Origin of the sequence: Pseudomonas sp. DG56-2 (genome assembly GCF_004803755.1) — a bacterium.
In the GTDB taxonomy this organism is placed as follows: Bacteria; Pseudomonadota; Gammaproteobacteria; order Pseudomonadales; family Pseudomonadaceae; genus Aquipseudomonas; species Aquipseudomonas auratipiscis.
In genome coordinates, this window is record NZ_CP032311.1 from 4,883,516 (window position 1) to 4,905,175 (window position 21,660).

The window sequence follows — 21,660 nt, forward strand, 5'->3', positions numbered from 1 at the left end:
TCTCAATGTGCCGGCAGAATCTTGCCTCGGCACTCGCCAAAGCCGATCGATGCCACGCCGTCCCGGACGCAGCGAGCACGCAGAATGACTTCGTCGCCATCTTCGAGGAACTTGCGCACTTCACCCGACGCCAGTTGCACCGGCTCCTTGCCACCCTGGGTGATCTCCAGCAGGCTGCCGAACTGGCCAGGCTGGGCGCCGGACAAAGTGCCCGAACCGAACAGATCGCCCGACTGCAGCTGGCAACCGTTGACGCTGTGATGGGCGACCATCTGAGCCACGGTCCAGTACATGCTTAAAGTATTGCTCAACGTCAGGCGATGGGCGGGCAGATTTTGCTCGCGCATACGCTCGGTGAGCAGCAGCACTTCCAGTTCGATATCGAAGGCGCCGTTAGCCTGGTCGCGCTTGTCGAGCAGGTACGAAAGCGGCTGCGGGTCGCCCTCTGGACGCGCCGGCTGGGCGCAACGGAATGGCTCAAGGGCTTCGGCGGTCACCACCCATGGAGAGATGGTCGAGATAAAGCTCTTGGACAGGAACGGACCCAGCGGCTGATATTCCCAGGCCTGGATGTCGCGTGCCGACCAGTCGTTGAGCAGACAGAAGCCCGCGATGTGTTCAGCGGCTTCGGCGACTGGGATCGAATCGCCCATATCATTGCCCTGGCCGATCCAGATGCCCAGTTCCAGTTCGTAGTCCAGGCGCGCGCACGGGCCGAAGCTCGGCTCGTTCTGGCCGGCGGGCAGGGTCTGGCCTTTTGGTCGACGCACATCTGTGCCGGACGGGCGAATGGTCGACGCGCGACCGTGGTAACCGATCGGCACGTACTTATAGTTGGGCAGCAATGGGTTGTCGGGACGGAACAGCTTGCCGACGTTCTTGGCATGCTCGATGCCAACATAGAAATCGGTGTAATCGCCGATCTGCGCAGGCAGATGCAACTGACACTCGGCACTGACGAGCAACAGCGGCGTTAGCGCAGCCTGATGCTCACTGTGTTCACCGAGCAGTTGCAACAGGCGTTCACGCAAAGCCACACGGGCGCCTCGGCCCAGGGCGAAGAACGCATTCAGCACGCCGCCACGAGTGGCCTCGACAGCGGCACGTGCCTCACCGTCGAACAGCCCAGCGCTCAAGGCACCTTCAAGGTCGAGAATCGCGTCACCAATGGCCACGCCGCAGCGCTTGGCCTGATCCTTGTGGGTAAAGATCCCCAGCGGCAGGTTCTGCAGTGGAAAATCGCGATGCCCGTTGGCGTGTTCGACCCAACTGCGGGCAATTGCGGACTGATTCATGGGTTATCTCCGATTCGGGGTGAAGGTGCTCGGCAACGAGGCCCAGCAACTATCGTAGTCGGCCTGCAACTGCGGGCACTCTAACGCATGACGGCTCGGACGCAGCACCTGGCTGGTCTCGAACATGAACGCCATGGTGTTGTCGATTTTGTTCGGCGCAAGATCCGCGGCAATGGCCTTGGCACAGGTTTCGGCGTCCGGACCATGGGCGCTCATGCAAGCGTGCAGCGAGGCACCGCCAGGCAGGAACCCTTCGGCCTTGGCGTCGTACTCACCCTTGATCAACCCCATGAACTCGTTCATCAGGTTGCGGTGGAACCATGGTGGACGGAAGGTGTTCTCGGCCACCATCCAGCGCGGCGGGAAGATCACGAAGTCGAGGTTGGCCATGCCTGGCACGCTGGTCGGCGAGGTCAACACAGTGAAGATCGACGGGTCCGGGTGATCGAAACTGACAGTACCGATGGTGTTGAAGCGACGCAGGTCGTACTTGTACGGCACGTTGTTGCCGTGCCAGGCGACCACGTCCAGTGGCGAATGGTTGAGCTGGCAACTCCACAGTTCACCGAGGAACTTCTGCACCAATTGCACCGGTGCGTCGACTTCTTCGTAATGTGCCACTGGCGCGAGGAAGTCTCGCGGATTGGCCAAGCCATTGCTACCGATCGGCCCCAGGTCCGGGATACGCAATGGCGCCCCGTGGTTTTCGGCCAGATAGCCACGGGCCTGAGCGTCGATCAGTTCAACCCGGAACTTGAGGCCACGAGGCAGTATGGCGATTTCCAGCGGTTCGACTTCCAGTACACCCAGTTCCGTTACGATGCGCAGGCGGCCTTGTTCAGGTACCAGCAGCAATTCACCGTCGGCGTTAAAGAACACCCGCTCCATGGAGCAATTGGCGCAGTAGGTGTAAATGCTGATTCCGGCCGGCTTTTCGCCCGCCGAGTTGGCCGCCATGGCCACCCAGCCGTCGATGAAATCGGTCGGCTCGCTCGGGATGGGTTGCGGGCTCCAGCGCAGGCGGTTAGGGGTAACCGGGCCCAGCGGACCACCGGCCAACTGCCGCTCCAGGCGCTCGAAACGCGGATGCAAGGCCGACGGACGAATACGGTAGAGCCAGGTGCGGCGCGACTCGCTACGGGTCATGGTGAAGGCCGTGCCGGAAAGCAACTCGGCATACAGGCCATAGGGCGCCTTTTGTGGCGAGTTCTGGCCGACCGGCAGGGCACCGGGCAAGGCTTCACTGGCAAATTCGTTGCCGAAACCGCTCAAGTAGTCGAGGACAGGGGTGCTTTCGAGGTTCATCGAGCCTCCGGGCCCAATGCAGGCCGGTTGATGGCAGCTGGCTGGCGCCGGTGACGCTGGCAAACAGGCTGCATTATTTTTATCGTAATTACATTACGCATAACGTAATTTGATTGGCGAAGACCGTCAAGCTATAAAGACGCCCATCTGAACCATCCGGAACATTCCTACAATGGCCAAAGCCAGCTCCCCCGCCGACAGCACCGGCAAACAGAAGGTACGCTCGGCCGAGGTCGGTACCGATATCCTCAAGGCCTTGGCCCAACTATCGCCCTCCACCTCGCTGTCGCGCCTTGCCGAACATGTCGACATGCCGGCCAGTAAAGTCCATCGCTATTTGCAGGCGCTGATCGCCAGTGGCTTTGCCGAGCAAAATCCGGCCACCAACCACTACGGGCTGGGTCGTGAAGCGCTGCGCGTAGGTCTCGCCGCCCTCGGCGGTATGGACGTGCTGAAAGTTGCGGCCATGCCGCTGTCGCAATTGCGTGATGCACTCAACGAAAGCTGCTTCATTGCCGTGTGGGGCAATCAGGGCGCCACAGTGGTCAGCATCGAACCGGCGGTCCGCGCGGTGACCGTGGTCACCCAGATCGGTTCGGTGCTGCCTTTGCTTAGCTCATCGACAGGGCTGGTGTTTGGTGCCTACCTTCCCGAGCGCGAAACTGTCGAACTACGCGATCAGGAACTGGCCATCCTCGGACACAACGTCAACGACTACGAAACGCTGTTCGCCGACATTCGCCTGCGCGGCCTGCACCATATCCATGGCTTGCTTATGCCAGGCGTCGACGCGCTCTCGGCCCCGGTGTTCAATGCGGTGGGAAAAATTGTCGCGGTATTGACTGTCGTTGGGCCGACTTCGATCTTCCATGCCGATGAACAAGGTCCGGCAGCGCAACAACTATTGGCGGCGGCAAAAATGATCAGTTGGCGCATGGGCTACGAAGAAGCGCCCCTGCATGCCTGACTCGAGACGCCCTGCACTGTTGCCAGTGATGTAACAGTGAATGTCCGAATTGGCTATTTTTCCTTTGGGGTCAGCGGCTTATTCTGTTTGCAGCTGGATCGCGCCATCATAGGCAGCCGCTCTGGCCCGGGCATTTCAGACGTGCACACCCCGTCCCCGGCAACAGGTTCACCGACGTTGATTTTGAAGCTCCTTGATCTAACGTCTTACTTGGCCGCTGCTTTGCAGCGGCCTTTTTTATGCGCTCATCGCAGGGCAAGCCCACACCTATCGGCTGCGGTCAATCGTCGTCATCGCTGTCGTCGAAGTGAAAGCGATGCAGTATCCGATGAGCGACAGGGGTCAGGATCAACCCGATACTGGCAACGAACACCAGCCCGACATACAAGCCATAGATAGCAAAGAACAGCTTGCCGCCCATGGTCTGCGGCAAGATCACCGGCCCTACCCCACCCAGTAACAAGGTGGCATTGAAGATGGCGTCGTGCAGGGGAATGTGCGGTTCGAAGTACCAATGACCAAGTACCCCGAACAGCACCGAGGCGACCAGCAACACGCAGGCCGCCAGGCCATGGCGCAATAAACGAAAGCGAAACTGCCGAGGCGAAATGAGCGCTTCTGTCTTGGACTCGTACATCCTTGTCACTCCTGTCACGATCATGACCGCCCAGCATAGGAAAGAACCTCGGGCGACCACAACCTCAGGCAGCCTCAGCGCTGTGGGAATTTCTGCAGGTTGGCCATCATTTGCTGCAATGCTTGCAGGCTGTCGTGCGGGTGTACGGCATCGGTAAAGTCGCCAATGTCCTGCCAGTTGGCGGCGATGTCTTCGGGCGTGAATCCTTGGTGGGGATTGAAGCCCACGCCCAGGCTACGCTCCCAACGCACTTTACCAACCCAGCCACCGCCCACTTCATACAAGCCTGCACTGTCTTGGCATTGCTCACTGCCCAGGTAAACGACCAACGGACTGACCAGCTCGGGCTTTAATTGCTCGAAAACCTGAGGAGGGATCAAACCTTCGGTCATGCGCGTGCCGCCTGTAGGCGCAATGGCATTGACCAGAATGTTGTGTTTGCGTCCCTCGATGGCCAAGGTTCGGGTCAAACCGTAGAGACCCAATTTGGCCATGCCGTAGTTGGACTGGCCGAAGTTGCCATAGATACCCGAAGTGGAGGCGGTGAAAATCACCCGTCCCCAATTCTGTTCACGTAGATGTGGCCAGGCCGCATGAGTGACCTTGTAGGCCCCTTCGACATGAACCCGATAGACCTGATCCCAGTCGCTGTCTTCCATTTTGTGGAATGTCTTGTCGCGCAGAATACCGGCATTGTTGACCACCACATCGACGCGACCAAAGGTATCCAGCGCCTGCTCGACAATACGATGACCATCGGCCACCGAGTCATGGTTGGCCAGTGCTGTACCTCCCGCCTCCCGGATCTGTACAACCACCCGGTCGGCCGCAGAGGCGTTCGCACCTTCGCCATGAGTGGAGCCGCCCAGATCATTGACCACCACCCGCGCCCCGTGACGAGCAAACAACAAGGCATGGGCTCGGCCCAGCCCCCCTCCGGCGCCCGTCACTATCACCACTTTATCGTCCAGGCGCACAGAATCGCTCATGCTCGACACTCCAACAAATCAACAGGGGATGTCCGAGTGTCGGCCAGCATCGGCCCGCACACAATCAAGCGCACCTGAGATGAATGGCAGTCGATAAGGCCAGAAAATGATGCAATTCGCCTGTCCTCAGGACCAGGCCACCTTCTGCGGCGCAGGCAGGGCCTGCTCGCGAAACGCCAGATAATGGCGCAACACTTGCGTTGGCGCTTCTGTATGAGGGTAATGACCAATGCCCGGGAGCAAGACAGCATCTGGGTTTGGAATTAATTCCAGGTAACGCTGATACATATGTGCGCCACAAACCGGATCCACTGCACCGTTGATAAAACGCAGCGGTATGCCCTCTTTCTGCATCGCCGCGAGCCAACGCTCGCGGTGGGTCGCCCGCTCCGGCACGTAGGCCACCAACTTGTGCAGGATACGGGTGCCGCGGTTGGCAACCATCAGGCTCCAGCAGTCATCCAGGGCACTCTCGCTGGGATGCGTGCAAGGCCCGTAGACCTGGGTGACGTTACGCACCAGATCATCACGGCCGAACGAGCGCGCCACCAACCAACCGAGCCGGCTGAGCAGCAGTTTCTGGATCAACAGTGAACGATGGCATTCAGGAAACAGCCCGCCATTAAGGAACACACAACTGGCAATGTCGGCCCGACCTTCATGATGGCGTGCCAGCAGTTCCTGAGCGACGCTGCCGCCATAGTCATGGGCCAACAAGTGAACCGGCTGATCAACTTGCAGGTGTTCAAGCAAAGCCTGTTGCAGATCGGCCTGCTCGATCAAGGTGTAGTGGTGATGAGCGGGTTTGGAGGAATCGCCAAAGCCGAGCATGTCACAGGCAATTACCCGAAAGCGCTGGGTCAGTGGAGCCCACAGGTAGTGCCAGTCCCAGCTTGCAGTGGGAAAGCCGTGGATAAGCAGCAGTGGTTCACCTTGACCTGCTGTCCAGTATCGAATGGTCTGGCCACGGAAGGTAAAGTTCAGCCCTCGAGTGCGCCAGACGCATAATGGAATTTCGGTCAAGGGCATCAGCGTATCCCCGTTGAACAGGGGGATAGCGGGTTGGGCAAGGCATCAGTTGCGATCATTGCAATCACCTCGGCACATTCGTGTGCTCTAGTGACGCAGTCTAATCAGCACACTGGCAAAGGTAAGTTGCATTGGCAGCCAGCTTATTGACCTTGTGAGTCAGGTAGTAAAATAACTCGACCGGTCACACCACCAATAGCAGCAACGGTGCGGCAAACAGGTTGAGAAGCCCGGTCAGTACCATCACCAGGCCCGCTACAGAGCCTTCTTCGCCCCCGACCTCATGGGCCCGACTGACCCCTGCGCCATGCGCGCCAACACCAAACAACGCGCCTCGTGCCAAGGGCGTGCGCAACGGCAGGAACTTCAGCAACACCCCACCAAACATCGCGCCCAGCACGCCGGTGAACATCACGAAAACCGCTGTCAGCTCCGGCACCCCACCCAAATCCCGGGCCATCGGCATGGCAAAGGGCGTGGTAATCGAGCGCGGCAACAACGACAGGCTCACCGAGTTATCCAGCGACAGCAGGTGCGCCAAGCCCCAGGAACTGGAGATAGATGCGGCGCTGCCCACCAGCATTCCCAGGGTCAATGCCGGCCAGTGACGAGCCAGCAGGGCCCGCTGTTGCCAGATCGGAACCGCGAACGCCACCGTCACCGGCCCCAGGACCGCCATCAGCCAATGGGTGTCCCGTGAGTATTCGGCGTAAGCCGTGTTCAACGGTACCGCAACCGCCAGCAGCAACGCTGGCACCAGAATCAGTGGCGACAACAGGTAACGACCTGTGCGCCGGTACAACCAGCGGCTTCCCAGGTAAGCCGATAGCGTCAGCATCAGCCAGAACAGGGGCATGGGTTCAAGCGTCATGACGCATCCTCCAGCGGCACACCCACTCCACGGTGACGGCGGTCATAACCATGACCATCAAGGTACTGACCGCGATCACCAGAAGAATTCGCCAGCCCTCATCGCGCAGCAAGCTACCGTAGTCGAGCAGGCTCATCAGCGCTGGAATGAAGAACAGCAGCATTTCGGCCATCAACAAACCGGCGCCTAGCTGCAAGGCTGCAGGCTTGAGCCAACCCAGGGCAAATGCGATCAGCAGCAGCGCCAGCCCCATGACTCCGCCGGGAATTGGCCAGCCGAGCCAAGCTGCCAACTGGCCGCCAATTGCATAAAGAGAAAGAAATACTGCCAGTTCGGCAAGTAGACGCAGGAAGCGTTTGAATGATGCGGGTTTCATCGCAGTGGACCTCTTCAAGGCTCTATTCTAGAGTCCCCTTCACCACGCTAAAAACGAATTGTTAGACTAGCTTCCATTCCATAATGGAATTCAGAACATGGAATTCAAACAGCTACGCAGTTTCATCGAAGTGATCCACCACGGTGGTTTCACTCAAGCCTCGCACACCCTGAACATCAGCCAGTCGGCCGTCAGCAAGCAAGTGGCCCAGCTCGAGCACGACCTGGGCACACCATTGCTGGAACGCCAAGGTTCACAATTACACCTGACGTCTGCCGGCAGGATTGTGCTGGAACGAGGCGAAGCGATGCTGCGCATGCGCCAGGAACTGCTCAATGAGCTCGATGACTTGAGCCAACTGGGCCGCGGCGAACTGCGTCTTGGACTGCCGCAGCTTGGTAGCGACGCGCTGTTTGCCAGGCTGTTCGCCGAGTACCGTCGGCGCCATCCCAACATCACCATTCATTTGCTTGAAGGCGGTAGCCGCAGTGTCGAGCAGGCCGTGCTAAGCGGTGAGCTGGAGCTCGGTGGCAGCCTGACACCGAATGATCCGGCGTTCGCGTTTCAGCCGTTCTGCAATGAGCCGCTCGATGCACTGCTGCCCACCGATCACCCCTTGGCTGGGGCCGGACGAGTCAGTCTGGCGCAATTGGCTGAGACACCATTTTTGCTCTATCAGCGCAGCTTCGTGCTCAATGACCGGCTGCTTGGCGCGTGCCAGCAACTGGGCTTTACCCCGAGGGAGGGTGGACGAAGCGGCCAAGCCGACTTCCTCGCTGCGCTAGTCGCCGCAGGCCAGGGCGTCGTGTTGCTGCCGAGCGTAGTAGCCCGAGGCCTGGAACGCCCAGGCGTGGTTCGCCTGACGTTGAGCGAACCAACCGAACTGCGCTGGGACATCGCCTTCATCTGGCGAAAAGGCGCTTATCTGTCACGCGCAGCGCAGGCCTGGCTGCAATTGCTGCGTGAGCAACCTCACGCGGACTGATCAGCCGCGCAGCGCGCTGGTCAATTCTGCCAGCCATGGCTCGGCATCGGTTTCCGGAGTGACGGTTTCGCTGGCATCCAGGCGCAACATTGGTAGCACTTCGCGCACGCCCATTTCAGCGAACAACTCACGCATCTGTTCGCCACCTCCACAGAAGGTATCGCCGTAACTGGAATCACCCAGGCCGATCACTGCGCCGGGAAGCCCGCGCCAGGCTGCGGGCAGCACGTCGCGAATTTCACTGAACAATGGCATCAGGTTATCAGGCAACTCGCCCATCCCCGTGGTTGAGGTCACCGCCAGGAAGGCTTCAGGAGCAAAGCCCTGAAGATCTTGCAAAGTAGCGCGATTGGCGTGCCAGGCCTCGAATCCTGCAGCGTTGAGCAGGGACTGAGCATGCCGGGCGACTTCTTCGGCCGTACCGTAGACCGAACCGGAAAGGATGGCGACTTTCATAAAGGATTCCGAAGCTGAGTAAAAACGTAGGATACTAGCATCGGACACTGGCAAAAGGCCTCATTCTCCGGATGTGAGGCGCCAGCCAATCCTCTAGAATCAACCGCCGTTCTTGTTTCAGCCTTGCGGACCTCGTCGAATGATTAACGCAACATTGCTGCAACGTATGGTCGATGCCTCGGTCGACGGCGTCGTGATTGCCGAGCAAGAAGGTGATGATGACACCATCCTGATTTATGTGAACCCGGCGTTCGAGCGAATGACCGGTTACCAAGCCAACGATATTCTTTATCAAGACTGTCGATTCCTGCAGGCCGATGATCGAGACCAGGACGCCCGCGCGCGAATCCGGGAGGCGATCAACAGCGGCCGACCAAGCCGGGAAATCCTGCGTAACTACCGCAAGGATGGCAGCATGTTCTGGAATGAACTGTCGATCACCCCGGTGCTCAATGAGGCCGATCAGCTCAAGTATTTCATCGGTATTCAGAAGGATGTCACCCGCCAGGTCGAGAGCGAACATCGGCTGGTGGAACTGGAACGCGAGCTCGCCGAAGCCAAGGCATATATTTTCAGGCTGGAAAGCGACGAACGGTAAAAACAAAACTACCGTATGGTTGTCCATCACGGTGACTAAATGCATTCACGACTGACCCATTCGAGTTCGACCATGCAAGCAGATGCCCTCCTGACTCAGGATGAGTTGGACTTTATCAGGACCATGCAGCGCGCCTCGCAGCCTTCTTCGGCTGAGTCGCCTTCGCGCCTGATGGTCAATGGCGGCACCGAGATCAAGCACCTGCTGACCCAACTGATTGCCCAGGAGCAAGTCACCCTGCAGGCGCAGTTCGACAACCACCAGATGACCTTCCCCCTGCATCTGGTCGAAGATGAGTTCCACTCCCTGCAGCTGCAACTGGGTGCGCCGCACATCTATGAAGAAGGCCCGATGGTACGGCCATGGCGCCTGACCCTCGATACTCCAGTCGCGCTGGTAGATGAACTGGGCCTGAGCACCGGTTTGTGGGTACGGGAGATTTCCTTCAAGGGCGTATTGGTGGAATTTCGGGATCAGCCCAAACCGCCGAAAACCTTCGACCTCTGGTTCGCCCCGGACAATTGCCCGCCCATTGCCTTGCACGGGATTCTGCAGCGTCGGACCGGGCAAAACCTGGCTGCGTACAAGCTGAGCCAGAGCCAGCAGGGAGAAATCGACCGGCTACGCGAGTACATTCTCCAGGCCCATCGCCAAGCTCACCCGGAACTGCATCCTCAACTATCCAAGTGACCTGCCAGCGATTGCTGCAAACGACGCAGCATCAAGCGGCCTTCATTGCCAAGGCACGCCACTTGCGACCCGATAAGGCTGTCCTGGGCCATTTCCGCAGCCTCTCCCGCCAGCAATAACGGACACTCCAAGCCCAGAGCAAGCCGAGCCAAACGCTTGGGCAAGTCATGCGCCGGAGGATGATTGGAGAACAGCACCAGGGCGTGTGGACTCATGCGTTCGCAGACCAGGGTGAGTTCTTCCACAGGCTGGCCCAGACCGAGTACTGTCACCCCAATTTCACTGGTACCCAGCATCAGCGCGGTTACCAGCAGTTCCAGCTCGCGGCAGTGGCCAGGTATCGCCGCAAGCACCACCCTGATCTCCTGCTGCCCAGCGCTCAACTGCAGGCGCTGGAGCACGCGGCCGCGCAGGAAACCATCGAGAAACAGCCATTCGCTGAGGTGACCGAACGCTTCCTGGGTGCTGCGCAACTCCTGCCAGACTGGCAAAAAGATGTCCTGGAATGCCACCACCTGTGGATAAGTACTGAACACCTGACCGTACACCTGCTCCAGGCGCAGCTCATCGAACGCTCTTACAGCTTGGCGCAGTTGCAGTTGCCACTGCTTGAAATCGTCTTTGGAAATCGGGTTGGGTCGAACTTCGCCTTGCAGCTTGAGGCTCTGGCTGCGCGCCAGGATCTTGCCTACTTTACTCACGGCAACGCCACGCTCGATCCAACCGAGGATATTACGCACCTCATCGATATCGGCCTGGGAATAGAGGCGGTGCCCACTTTCGGTGCGTGTCGGCTGGATAAGCCCATATCGACGCTCCCACGCGCGTAGCGTAACCGGGTTGATACCCGTCAGGCGCGAGACTTCACGAATGGGAAACAGCTCCTCATGATCGAGGTCACCGGCGTTCGATGAAGGCTGGGCAGACTCAAGCATTGCCAGAAACCACGACTCTTTTGGGGTAGAGCACATTCTACTCCGGGCAATACAAAAGCGACTATTGGCATTTCTGTCAGTTGGCGACAACCCAGCACTGACGAGTCAGGTTATTTCAGGAATAATCCGTGCCCGCTTTTTGCATGCAACCCAATGCCGTCCTCCACCCCGGACGCATTATACGGGCAAGGCCATCCGCCCTGCCCCGTTGCCAGGAGATACACAATGTCTACCCCTCCCGTTACGTTGATGGTAACGCGCCGCGTCGCCGAAGGCCGCTATCAGGATCTGATGAGCTGGCTTCACGAAGGCGAACAATTGGCCACCGACTTTACCGGCTACCTGGGCTCGGGCGTACTGGCGCCACCGCCACAGGGCGACGAGTTTCAAATCATCTTCCGCTTTACCAACGAGCACACCATGCATGCCTGGGAGCACTCGGCTTCGCGTAACGCCTGGTTGACCCGTGGCGACGGTTTGTTCGAGCAGCCGCACGAGCTGCGGGCCAGTGGCCTGGACGGCTGGTTTGGCACCAATCCGGTACAGCGCCCTCCACGCTGGAAACAAGCTGTGGCAATCTGGCTGGCGTTCTTTCCGGTCTCACTTTTGTTCAACCTGTTGTTCGGCCAATGGCTGGGCGCCCTCGACCTGGTTCCGCGCATACTGCTGAGCACGCTAGGGTTAACGCCCTTGATGGTGTATGTGTTCATTCCCTTGTCCACCCGCCTGCTGGCCAACTGGCTCAACGCCCCGGCACGCAGCTGCAGGCCGCAGGGTGCGCGCAACGCGGTCTAGTTCGGGTATGCTGGCGGTCATCCAAGCGAACCTGCAAAAGTTGACCGTCCCCACCATGAACAGCCCAATTCTTGTCACCGGAGCCAGCCAACGAGTCGGACTGGCGTTGGCCCTGAACCTGGCGCAGGCCGGCCATACCGTGGTCAGCGCCAGCCGTAGCAAAAACCCCGAGGCTACGCACCCGAACATCATCCAGTTCCAGGCCGATTTGTGCCGGGAAGACGACCGCCAGGCCCTGATCGAGCATCTCAAGAGCAACTATGACGGCCTCAGAGCAATTATTCACAACGCCTCGTTGTGGCTCGACGACGATCTGGTCAATCTCAACACCATGTTCAAACTGCACGTCGAAGCGCCGTACCACCTGAACCTGGCGCTGGGCGAGCAGCTGTTGAAAATGGCCAAGGCCGATATCATCCATATCTGCGACGAAACCTCCTCGCGCGGCAGCAAGAGCCACATTGGCTATGCCGCTACCAAGGCTGCGCTGCAGAACATGGTGTTGTCCTTTGCCGAGAAATACGCACCGGTGGTCAGGGTCAATGCGATTCTGCCCGGGCTGCTGATTCTCAAGGAAAACAGCGACGACGCGTACCGTCAACAAACCCTGAAGAAGGCCTTGCTGGAATTTGAGCCGGGCGCGCAGCCGCTGATCGAGGCGGTGCAATTCCTCCTCGAAAGCCAATACAGCACCGGCAGCAATGTGGTCATCAACGGTGGCCGCCATCTGAAAAACCGCATCGCGGTAGACTGAATTGTCCTTGTCACGAGAATGACCATGAACGACCAACAAAAACTTGAGCTAGAAGCCGCCGCCTTCCGCCGGCTGGTTGCTCATCTGGACAGCCGCAAGGATGTACAGAACATCGACCTGATGAACCTTTCCGGTTTCTGTCGTAACTGTCTGTCCAAGTGGTACAAGGCCGCCGCCGACGAGCGCCAGATCGAACTGAGCCTGGATGACGCCCGCGAAGTGGTCTACGGCATGCCCTATGCCGAGTGGAAAGCCCAATACCAGAAAGAAGCCAGCTCCGAACAGCAAGCTGCCTTTGCCAAAGGAAAACCCCATGACTGATCTGAACACCCTGCGCAAAAGCCTGAACAGTGGCGAACATGCCTTCGCGGACACCTTGGCTTTTGTCGCTGCCCACTACGAGTATCAGCCACAAGCATTCAGCAATGGCGGTGTGGAAAGTACTGCCGGACAGAACGAAGGCTCATGCAAAACCTTGGGCCTGGCCCTGCTCGAAGGTCTGAGCAACGAAGAAACGCTGCTGGCATTCGGCGAACACTACCGCTCGGTCCTGGCTACCCCTGAAGGCAGCGACCACGGCAACATCCGCGCCCTGATGCAGCACGGCCTGGCCGGCGTCACGTTTGCGGCACCGCCGCTCAAGGCTCGCTAAGGGCGAGCAGGCGTCCCGGCGCGCCATCGGCCAATTGCCCGTGTTGCAGCCACTGCAGGGCAATTGGCCAGAGCCGGGTCTCGAAACGATTGTGGAAAAAAGCGAAATGGCCAATCTGCGCCTCGCCGATATCGGCCGGTGCAATGCGCAAATGGCTGGGTGAACTGGAGGCACAGTAACTGAGCAAGCGCTCGATTGCCGCAACCGTGCCGAAAGGATCATCGGTCAGACTGATCGCCAAGGTTTGCGCCCTGAACCGGGTAAACGGCCGTTCGATCAACGCCTTGCCGCTGGGACGCCGCTCGTAGGCTGCGCTCAACGTGCTCCAGTCTTTGACCACGCCGGCCGGGGTGTCTTCCAACCAACCCAGGCGCTTGCCGGGAAAATATCCGAAGAGCTGCGTCAGCAGCGGCATTACTACATGCCACTTGCCAAACAGCTGCCAGCGGCTGTCGGCGGCATAGTCACGCCAATAAGCAAACTGCGCGCCCACCGTTACCAACCTGCGCAACTGGGTGGACGATGCCGCCAATCCTGCCGCACAGCCACCGAAGCTATGGCCGACAACATCGATCGGCTGGCCGGGAAACTCTCGATGAGCACGCTGCAATACCGCTTCGAAGTCCAGTACGCCCCAGTCGGTCCAGGTCGCCTTGAAGTTGTGCATCGATGCCGGGCGCGACTCTCCAATGCCGCGATAGTCATAGGTCATGACATCGAAGCCGTGGTTGAACAGGTATTGGGCAAAACGGGCGTAGTAACTGCAACGCACCGAGGTGGCAGCGTTAATGATCACCACCGGGCGTGCGCTGTCGACCAAGGGATGGTGCCAGCTGAAACCGCCAATGGAATAACCATCGCTTGCCGTTTCGCGAAACGCTTGTGCAGCGCTGCTGGCGGCCAATAGAGGTGAAAATGCTTCGAGGCTGCTCATCGGGAAACCTCAAACAGTCGCCGCTCCCGCACGAATACGGGAACGGCGGCAGAGGACTGCTTACAGCTCGATGCAGTCGAATTTAACGTCGGTGGCTACATCGGCGTCGTAATCAACGTCCGCACGCTCGAAACCGAACAACTTGAGGAACTCGCGCTTGTAGTCCTTATAGTCGGTAACGTCGAACAGATTCTCGGTGGTCACAGTTGGCCACAGGGCTTTGCAGGCATCCTGGACGTCATCACGCAGCTCCCAATCGTCCAGACGTAGGCGGCCTTCTTCGTCCAGTGCTGCCGGTGCACCATCTTCACGGTACAGACGGTCACGGAACAGACGGTCCAACTGATCCTGAGTACCTTCGTGAACACCCTTTTCCTTCATGATCTTGAAGACCATCGACAGGTACAGCGGCATCACCGGAATAGCCGAGCTTGCCTGGGTAACCACGGACTTGAGCACCGCCACATTGGCGCCACCACCGACTTTGCTGCTCAGACGCTTGGCCGTTTCGTCCAGGTCCATCTTGGCCTTGCCCAAGGCGCCGTGCCAGTAGATCGGCCAGGTAATCTCGGTACCGATGTAGCTGAAGGCAACAGTACGAGCTTGCGGGGCCAGAACGCCGGCAGCATTCAGGGCATCGATCCACAGTTGCCAGTCCTGGCCACCCATGACGGTAACGGTATCAGCGATTTCCTGCTCGGTAGCAGGCTCGATGGAGGCCTCGATGATGGTGTCTTTGTTGGTGTCGATGGCAGTCGACTTGTACGGCTGGCCAATCGGCTTGAGGGCCGAACGTACCAGTTCACCGGTCTGTGGCAGTTTGCGCACAGGCGAAGCCAGCGAGTAGACCACCAGGTCGACCTGGCCGCCCATTTCGTTCTTGATCAGTTCAATGACCTTGGCCCGCGCTTCGTCGGAGAAGGCATCGCCATTAATCGACTTGCTGTACAGGCCTTCGGCCTTGGCGAACTTGTCGAATGCGGCGGCGTTGTACCAGCCGGCAGTGCCTGGCTTGGTCTCAGTACCCGGCTTTTCGAAGAATACGCCCAGGGTGTCTGCACCAAAGCCGAACGCGGCGGTGATGCGTGCTGCCAGGCCGTAGCCGCTGGATGCACCGATCACCAGGACCTTCTTCGGACCATCCTTGCGCACGCCCTGCTTGCGGGTGGCTTCGATCTGATCACGTACGTTCAGCTCGCAACCGGTTGGATGCGTAGTGGTGCAGATAAAACCGCGAACTTTAGGGTGGATGATGGCCAATGTCTGTACCTCGTCAGTGAATATGCTGAGGGAGCCGAATCGCGGGGGACTCGTGGTTCCGTTGCTGTGAGGGTGAGACTACACCCGCAGCGTTGCCGACACATCCGGCTCCCTGGAATCCTTAAGGGCGCTACTTTGTCACAGCGTGGAAAAGTTCAGCAACTGCTGATATCAGACTCTGAATGCTCCGATCAGGCGCTTGAGCTCCATCACCTGGGCTGACAGCTGGCGGCTGGCATCTTCAGTCTGGTGAGCGCCTTGGGTGGTGTGTTCGGCTGCCCGATTGATCTGCACGATATTCTGGTCGATGTCCTGGGCAACCGCTGTCTGCTGCTCGACCGCCGCCGCAATCTGCTGGTTCTGATCGACGATGGTACCAACCGCGCCCAGTATGTTTTCCAGGGCCTGCTGCACCTGCTGCGACTGCCCGACCGTACCGGCAGCCACTTGGTGGCTGGCATCCATGGCCTTGACCGCAGCACCGACACCGCCTTGCAGGCGCGAGATCATCTGGTCGATTTCTTCGGTCGAGTGTTGGGTACGCTTGGCCAGGGTACGTACTTCATCGGCCACCACGGCAAAGCCACGCCCCTGTTCTCCGGCACGCGCGGCCTCGATGGCAGCATTGAGTGCCAGCAGGTTGGTTTGCTCGGCAATGCTCTTGATGACTTCAAGTACGCGACTGATGGCCTGACTGTCACCTGCTAGTTGATTGATGACCGCCACTGACTGATCGATTTCTCCGGCCAGTCGCGCAATATTGCCTTGCTGAACCTCTACCAGACCGCGGCCACTCACGGTTTCCTGATTGACGCTATGAGCACTGTTGACCGCCGCCGCGGCACTGCGCGCCACTTCCTGGGCAGTGGCCGACATCTGATTCATGGCCGTGGCCACCTGCTCGATCTGCCCACGCTGGCCACTGACCGCCTGATTGCTGCGTGCCGACACCGCATGCACCTGCTCTGCCTGGTGCTCGACTTCAACCACAGTGCGACCGACCTGCTCGATAAGATCATGAATACGCTGGACCGTACCGTTGAACACCTGCCCCAGCTCACCCAGTTCGTCACGGCTGTTGGCTCGAAAGCTTACGGTCATATCCCCGGCAGCAACCTTGTCCATCACCTCGCCCAGGCTTTTCAGGGTATGACGGGTAGATGCGTAGAAACCGCCGTAGAGATAGACGATCAGTAAAAATACGCCTGCCAGCGCAGATACCAGCAAGATCATGTGCAAACGATGCTCGCCGAGACGCTGCTGTAATTGCTGATCCAGAAACTCCCCTGTAGCCGTGTTGAGCGCGTAGGTATGGGCCATCAGCGCGCTGACTTGCTGGTAGAACCCCAACCACGGTGCGTCGAAGGTTTCGGCCATGACCACCTGTTCTTCGAACAGCTCACTGGCCTGCTTCAACGAAGCCTGGCTGCTGCTGGCCAGGCTGCCTAGACGCGCCTGCGCAGCAGGCTCACTGGCCAATGCCTCCTGGACCCTCAACGCATAGTTTGCTGAGAGCTTGTCCAGTCGCTGCAGCAAATCTTCGAAGCGGGTACTGACAGCAGAGTTGAGAAAGCCTTGGCCCAGCGAATAAGCCCCCATCGCCCGGCCTTCGCCCAGGGTCTGGGTCACTTCAGGAGTGACGTTGACCATCAATTCTGTCAGTTGGCGAATTGCCACATCGCCGTCCTGGGTAAGTCCGGCCTGACTGGCAATCATTTTGCTCAACACCTGCGCCTGCGCCAGAAGCTTGTCGAGATGGGCAACCTTGCTGGTCAGGGACGACTCGGCTTGGGCAGCTTTAAGCAAGTTGAGCATGTCATCGCGCTTGCCATGGAGGTCCCGCGCCTGGCCCTCATCGGCGATAACAGCAGAAATACCCGACAAACGCTCGAACACTTGCTGCTCAAGCGTCGAAATCTGCGCCTCAAGATCGCCGGCCTTACCCGACTGGCCGAGTATGGCGTTGATTTGTACCAGGTTGCCCAGGGTTTCCAGGTCACCACGCAAGGTCATACTGTTACCCAGCAGTTCAAGACTCTTGAGCTCGACCTGGGTGGCATGGAATTTCGCGTAGGAGTCGTGGACCAGGTAGTAGTTGGTCACCAACATAGGCAGGAAGAACAGAATACTGATCAGGCTGAATTTCATCCCGAAGCTCAGCCGATTCATCAGTGCGATGGCCGGATACAACAGACTCTTCACAGGCGGTCCCCTCCGATTCTTATTGTTATGCGCGCACAATGGCACTAGGCCACTGATGAAATTTCAGCACCTGTATAACGCATATCGGAAGGAGGTTTTGTAACTTAAGGTAAACCGATGCGGGAGCAGACCAGCGGCTGCTCCCGCTCGCGGAGTCAGCCAAGGACGGTCCACAGGGCGAAACACGCATACCAGAGCACTGCAGAGCGAAGCAGCAGCTCCCATAGCGAATCCAGCCCGACCAGACCAACAGGTCCTGCTGGCACATCTGCTGGCATGTCCCCGGCGACTTTACCGACCGATGCGATCAATTTTTCCGCACTGATGTGCCAATTGAGCAACTCGTGCAGCATCACTCGGCTTACTGCAACAAAATTGCCGACCAGGGCAAAGCTCACACCCAGCACTCGTACCGGCGCCCAGTCGAAGGCATGACGCAATTGCTGGGCACGTTCACGCAGCGCTGCCGTATTGGCATGCTCGGCGCTCAACGCCAGCAAACGATAGGCCAGCGCCGCCGCCGGGCCCAACAGGGCATACCAGAAAATCACCGCAAAGAAGCTTTGGTACGCTTGCCACAACAAGTGCCCCTGAACCCGCTCGAGCAGAGATGACGCGTCGTCGCCGGTCACATTCAGGTCACGTTCGGCCACGTGCACCGCAGCTTGCTCATCGCCGCGCCGCCAGGCGTCGCGAAACGGGCCCAGTGATGCTTTGACGTCACCGCGGCCCAGGCTGTAGATCAGCACCAGCAAATGCACTGGCAGTGCCAGCAAGCCGTAGGCGACCGGTTGCAGCACATGAACCAGCAAAGCCACCAGCAGCACCGGCAACAGCACCAGTATCAGCAGCAGCCACCATGGATGGCTTTTGCCGCTGCGCTCCAGGCGGGCAAGTTCGGCACGAAAGAAACCGTCGCGTTGCAGTCGCTGGCGCAATGCCGAAAATTTCTCGACCCACAGCACCAGTAACAACACCAGAAAACTCATGATCTGCCCTCTTTGTTCTGCAAGGCCGCACGGTATCGCGACCAGTCGAAAGCTGGGCCCGGGTCGGTCTTGCGCCCCGGGGCAATATCGCTGTGGCCCTGGATTCTCTGCTCGTCAATGGCCGGCCAGGCAACCTGGATCTGACGGGTCAGTTGCTCCAGAGCCTGATACTGGGCATCGGTGAAAGGCAGCTCATCCGTGCCTTCAAGCTCGATGCCGATGGAAAAGTCGTTGCAGGATTCACGTCCGGCAAAACAGGACACCCCAGCATGCCAGGCGCGATCCAGACAGGAAACGAACTGGGTCACCTTGCCGTCTCGCTCAATCAGAAAGTGCGCTGACACGCGCAGATGCTTGATCCCTTCGAAATAGGGGTGTTCGTCCGGGTCCAGGCGATTTTGAAAGAACTCCTGGACCTTGCCGGTAGCAAACTGCGCGGGCGGCAGACTGATATTGTGAATCACAAGCAGAGAGATGACTTCGCCGTCGGCGCGGGCATTGAAGTTCGGCGAAGGGCAATGAGTGATGCCGGCGAACCAACCTGTAGTGCGGTCCAGTTGCATAGAAAATCCTGAGGCACGAGAGCACGCTCTCAGTATGCCCCGAGGCGTAAAGGGATGCATGGTTAAAACACGTGGGAAAACTAACGCAGCTGATGTCGGCGCAATTGACTCACTACCGAGTCCAACGCCCGGTCGAACAGCAGCGTGTCGTCGAGTACGCGCGCATTACCGCGGCGAAAGGCAGCTGCCAGCGCGAGCGGCGAATACTCACAAACCTTGAGGCCGGTGCGGTTGACGAACACCAGCCGGTCAGTGCTGTCGATCTGGGTAATCAGCTTGCATCGCTGCACATCTTCGCCATCCTTCAGCTCTACCCAGTTGCCAATACGCAAGCGTTGCACTTGCAGTAAAGCCGGATCGTCGTTGGTCATGCACATCACGCTGTCCACCGGCATTGCCTGTTCCGGGCCGATCAGGTTGATTTCATCGAGCACCAGCACACGCTCCAATCCGGCGTTGCTCAGTTGGCTGTCAGTGAACGGATTGTCGAATGCCTGTATGTGCAAGGCTTCCAGTTGCGCAAAGAACTCGCTGGTGGCGAAGGGATCAAAAGCAGCGCTGGCCAGGCCATCACGCAGAGCCTTGAGCAACCCCGGCAAAATCTCAAGCAAGCGCTGGCGCGCCTGCGGCTCGTCGGTGGAATGCTCGACACTCCAGATCAATTCATCCATGGTCTCCAGCCCTTCGAGCCACGAAACCGATGTATCACCATACTTGAGATAAGCCAGTAGCAGCACCTGGCTCCAGGCCTCTTCGAGCAAGCGCACCACCACCCGTGGCAGGCTTTTGCCCAAGAGCCGGCGATTGAGCTCCTGCTGCACGCGTTGACGCGCCAGATGCGCGCGTGCGCGGCCTTCTTCGGCATCACGCGTGCGTTGTTCCAGCAGTTCATTGCGCCGTCGCTCTTCGCTGCTGAAGGCGACAAATTCGTTAAGCAGTTCGGAAAAAATCACCGGATCATCGTCAAAGTCGTTAAGCAGGCTCTGGATGATTTTCTCCACGCGCAGGTAAAAGGCATCGCGCTGGCCGTCATCGCCTGCCTCCCAACCCACGGCTGCGGTGGCGATTTCGTTGAGCAGGCGTCGGGCGGGATGACAGCTGCGACTGAAAAAGCGCTTATCCAGCACTGCAACCTTGAGCATGGGGATCTGCATACGTCCGATCAGGCTGCGCAGAGAATGCGGCAGGTTGTGATCGGCAAGAATGAAATCGAAGAGCATGGCAATCAGGTTGATGACATCCTCATCAACCCCTTCGACCTTGCGGTAGGTGCCGCTCTTTACACTGACGCGAGTCAACAACTGCTCAAGCTGCTGGTGCAGGTCGAAATCATCAGCCTCGCAGGCCGGCGGTACATAGTGCTGCAGATGAGAAAGCAGGCGCAGCAGATCACGAGTACTGATCGGCTGCACCGGGCTACACGCCTCAAGCCGCGGCGCTACACGTCCACGCACCCTCGACAGCAAACTTTGCAAAGAGGCGAATACCGCCTGCTCGTTGGCATCCAGCTCTATATTCGGCTCACCACATTGGCAGGAGGTGTCCTCGACGCTTGGTATGGGACGGTGCTGCGCTCGACGCCGATGTACCGCTTTGAGTTCAGGCAGAATCCCGGTCGCCATCAATAACTGATTGGCTTCGCCATACAGTTGCTGGGCGTCCTGCAGGACGTAACGCTCGAAAAGCTTGAGGATGATCAGCTTGACCTTGATGCCCACCCCCAGATTGCGCCCAGCCTGGAGAAAGTACTCACATAGCATGGCCGGGCCGAGTGGATTGCGTCGGTCATCGAGAGGCTGGCCGGTCAGTGCGCTGAAACGCAAGGTCAGCTGATTGAGGGCAAAGCCGTCGCGCGCAAGAATCCGCTCGACCATCGCCTCCAGCACGCTGGAGCGCTCTTGCTCGTTCAAAACCGTCTGAGCTGACTGTTCACGGCTGCCAGACTGCCCGGGTAACAGCATCTCGGCCTGCCCCATGCGCCCGAAGGCTTCATAGAAGCAGTCCAGGTAGCCACGCTCGATATTCTTGCTTTTCAGCCGCAGGTCTCGCATGGCTTCGAACAGTGCGTTCTGCTCACTGTTACTGACCGCTTTATCAGCCATCTCGAACAGCATGTCGTCGGCATTCTCGAACAACGCCTGCAGCCCTTGACGCAGTTGTAATGCAGCTTTGTCACGCACCTGCAGAAGCACCACCGGCAGACGAGCCATAGGCGCGTTGAGCGCCTGATCGATGGTGGCCTTGATTGGCACCACCTTCCCGTCTTTGTGCATCCCGGACTCCTTGCAGGGTAGATTTTTGTAGTGAGGCGACAGATCGTCAAAGCCATGACGTCAAATACAAGTCGCATTATCTGGCAAAATCAAGACACTCGCCAG

23 protein-coding genes and 1 pseudogene are annotated in these 21,660 nt (G+C 58.8%); 8 read left to right on the forward strand and 16 right to left on the reverse strand.

Translation table 11 applies throughout. The features are described 5' to 3' along the window. Positions 1-2 precede the first annotated feature (2 nt). Both fahA and hmgA read right to left on the reverse strand, forming a co-directional pair. Positions 3-1,295 (reverse strand): fumarylacetoacetase, encoded by a 1,293-nt coding sequence (gene fahA, locus D3Z90_RS22430; protein WP_136478087.1) that lies wholly within the window; start codon positions 1,293-1,295, stop codon positions 3-5. 3 nt (positions 1,296-1,298) lie between these two features. Beyond that, a complete protein-coding gene (hmgA, locus tag D3Z90_RS22435) occupies positions 1,299-2,600 on the reverse strand; it encodes a homogentisate 1,2-dioxygenase (RefSeq protein WP_136478088.1) in 1,302 nt (433 codons plus the stop codon). A 172-nt stretch (positions 2,601-2,772) separates the two neighbouring features. Here hmgA and D3Z90_RS22440 point away from each other — a divergent pair, with 172 nt between their 5' ends. Further along, positions 2,773-3,567 (forward strand): IclR family transcriptional regulator, encoded by a 795-nt coding sequence (locus tag D3Z90_RS22440; protein WP_136478089.1) that lies wholly within the window; start codon positions 2,773-2,775, stop codon positions 3,565-3,567. Positions 3,568-3,847: 280 nt separating this feature from the next. On the opposite strand, the gene D3Z90_RS22445 is transcribed toward D3Z90_RS22440, so the two are convergent. From D3Z90_RS22445 to D3Z90_RS22465, 5 genes are all read right to left on the reverse strand, one after another. After that, positions 3,848-4,204 carry a hypothetical protein gene (locus D3Z90_RS22445; RefSeq protein ID WP_136478090.1) on the reverse strand — a complete coding sequence of 119 codons (357 nt, stop codon included), beginning with the start codon at positions 4,202-4,204 and terminating at the stop codon, positions 3,848-3,850. 74 nt (positions 4,205-4,278) lie between these two features. After that, positions 4,279-5,193: an SDR family oxidoreductase gene (locus D3Z90_RS22450; RefSeq protein WP_136478091.1), complete on the reverse strand. Its 915-nt coding sequence runs from the start codon at positions 5,191-5,193 to the stop codon at positions 4,279-4,281. 126 nt (positions 5,194-5,319) lie between these two features. After that, positions 5,320-6,222: an alpha/beta fold hydrolase gene (locus tag D3Z90_RS22455; RefSeq protein ID WP_136478092.1), complete on the reverse strand. Its 903-nt coding sequence runs from the start codon at positions 6,220-6,222 to the stop codon at positions 5,320-5,322. Positions 6,223-6,406: 184 nt separating this feature from the next. Next, on the reverse strand, positions 6,407-7,093 hold the full coding sequence (locus D3Z90_RS22460) for an LrgB family protein (RefSeq protein ID WP_136478093.1): 687 nt from the start codon (positions 7,091-7,093) through the stop codon (positions 6,407-6,409). Then, on the reverse strand, positions 7,083-7,469 hold the full coding sequence (locus tag D3Z90_RS22465) for a CidA/LrgA family protein (RefSeq protein ID WP_136478094.1): 387 nt from the start codon (positions 7,467-7,469) through the stop codon (positions 7,083-7,085). The genes D3Z90_RS22460 and D3Z90_RS22465 overlap by 11 nt, the downstream gene beginning before the upstream one ends. 97 nt (positions 7,470-7,566) lie before the next feature. Here D3Z90_RS22465 and D3Z90_RS22470 point away from each other — a divergent pair, with 97 nt between their 5' ends. Continuing rightward, complete coding sequence (locus D3Z90_RS22470) at positions 7,567-8,454, forward strand: LysR family transcriptional regulator (RefSeq protein ID WP_136478095.1); 888 nt, start codon at positions 7,567-7,569, stop codon at positions 8,452-8,454. Here D3Z90_RS22470 and D3Z90_RS22475 read toward each other — a convergent pair whose 3' ends face one another. Continuing rightward, positions 8,455-8,910, reverse strand: a complete 456-nt coding sequence (locus D3Z90_RS22475) for a flavodoxin (protein WP_136478096.1) — start codon at positions 8,908-8,910, stop codon at positions 8,455-8,457. A 139-nt stretch (positions 8,911-9,049) separates the two neighbouring features. On the opposite strand from D3Z90_RS22475, the gene D3Z90_RS22480 reads away from it, so the two are divergent. Together D3Z90_RS22480 and D3Z90_RS22485 are read left to right on the forward strand one after the other, a co-directional pair. Next, positions 9,050-9,508, forward strand: a complete 459-nt coding sequence (locus D3Z90_RS22480) for a PAS domain-containing protein (RefSeq protein WP_136478097.1) — start codon at positions 9,050-9,052, stop codon at positions 9,506-9,508. A gap of 72 nt (positions 9,509-9,580) precedes the next feature. Then, a complete protein-coding gene (locus D3Z90_RS22485) occupies positions 9,581-10,198 on the forward strand; it encodes a hypothetical protein (RefSeq protein ID WP_136478098.1) in 618 nt (205 codons plus the stop codon). On the opposite strand, the gene D3Z90_RS22490 is transcribed toward D3Z90_RS22485, so the two are convergent. After that, the gene (locus tag D3Z90_RS22490) at positions 10,183-11,133 is read right to left on the reverse strand and encodes a MerR family transcriptional regulator (RefSeq protein ID WP_136478099.1); all 951 of its coding nucleotides are present in this window, start codon (positions 11,131-11,133) and stop codon (positions 10,183-10,185) included. The two genes, D3Z90_RS22485 and D3Z90_RS22490, sit on opposite strands and share 16 nt — an antisense overlap. Before the next feature lie 225 nt (positions 11,134-11,358). On the opposite strand from D3Z90_RS22490, the gene D3Z90_RS22495 reads away from it, so the two are divergent. Genes D3Z90_RS22495 through D3Z90_RS22510 form a run of 4 tightly spaced genes read left to right on the forward strand, consistent with a single transcriptional unit; the run spans position 11,359 to position 13,334 of the window. Then, positions 11,359-11,928, forward strand: coding sequence for an antibiotic biosynthesis monooxygenase (locus D3Z90_RS22495; RefSeq protein ID WP_136478100.1), 570 nt, complete (start codon positions 11,359-11,361; stop codon positions 11,926-11,928). 55 nt (positions 11,929-11,983) lie between these two features. Next, positions 11,984-12,682, forward strand: a complete 699-nt coding sequence (gene folM, locus D3Z90_RS22500) for a dihydromonapterin reductase (RefSeq protein ID WP_136478101.1) — start codon at positions 11,984-11,986, stop codon at positions 12,680-12,682. Positions 12,683-12,706: 24 nt separating this feature from the next. Continuing rightward, positions 12,707-13,003 (forward strand): DUF1244 domain-containing protein, encoded by a 297-nt coding sequence (locus tag D3Z90_RS22505; RefSeq protein ID WP_136478102.1) that lies wholly within the window; start codon positions 12,707-12,709, stop codon positions 13,001-13,003. Then, positions 12,996-13,334 (forward strand): HopJ type III effector protein, encoded by a 339-nt coding sequence (locus D3Z90_RS22510; protein ID WP_136478103.1) that lies wholly within the window; start codon positions 12,996-12,998, stop codon positions 13,332-13,334. The genes D3Z90_RS22505 and D3Z90_RS22510 overlap by 8 nt, the downstream gene beginning before the upstream one ends. Here the strand turns inward: D3Z90_RS22510 and D3Z90_RS22515 are convergent. The 7 genes and pseudogenes from D3Z90_RS22515 to D3Z90_RS22540 form a co-directional block, all read right to left on the reverse strand. Then, positions 13,321-14,268: an alpha/beta fold hydrolase gene (locus D3Z90_RS22515; protein ID WP_136478104.1), complete on the reverse strand. Its 948-nt coding sequence runs from the start codon at positions 14,266-14,268 to the stop codon at positions 13,321-13,323. The two genes, D3Z90_RS22510 and D3Z90_RS22515, sit on opposite strands and share 14 nt — an antisense overlap. A 60-nt stretch (positions 14,269-14,328) precedes the next feature. Then, positions 14,329-15,528 (reverse strand): enoyl-ACP reductase FabV, encoded by a 1,200-nt coding sequence (gene fabV, locus D3Z90_RS22520; protein WP_136478105.1) that lies wholly within the window; start codon positions 15,526-15,528, stop codon positions 14,329-14,331. Positions 15,529-15,699: 171 nt separating this feature from the next. After that, the gene (locus D3Z90_RS27435) at positions 15,700-16,413 is read right to left on the reverse strand and encodes a methyl-accepting chemotaxis protein (protein ID WP_371922331.1); all 714 of its coding nucleotides are present in this window, start codon (positions 16,411-16,413) and stop codon (positions 15,700-15,702) included. Between the two features lie 141 nt (positions 16,414-16,554). After that, positions 16,555-17,697 (reverse strand): annotated as a pseudogene (locus D3Z90_RS27440) (HAMP domain-containing protein); the annotation flags it as partial. 188 nt (positions 17,698-17,885) lie between these two features. Next, a complete protein-coding gene (ampE, locus tag D3Z90_RS22530) occupies positions 17,886-18,719 on the reverse strand; it encodes a regulatory signaling modulator protein AmpE (protein ID WP_136478107.1) in 834 nt (277 codons plus the stop codon). Beyond that, a complete protein-coding gene (gene ampD, locus D3Z90_RS22535; protein ID WP_136478108.1) occupies positions 18,716-19,282 on the reverse strand; it encodes a 1,6-anhydro-N-acetylmuramyl-L-alanine amidase AmpD in 567 nt (188 codons plus the stop codon). Before ampD ends, ampE begins: the two co-directional genes overlap by 4 nt. Before the next feature lie 80 nt (positions 19,283-19,362). Further along, positions 19,363-21,555, reverse strand: a complete 2,193-nt coding sequence (locus D3Z90_RS22540) for a DUF1631 domain-containing protein (RefSeq protein WP_136478109.1) — start codon at positions 21,553-21,555, stop codon at positions 19,363-19,365. Positions 21,556-21,660: the final 105 nt, after the last annotated feature.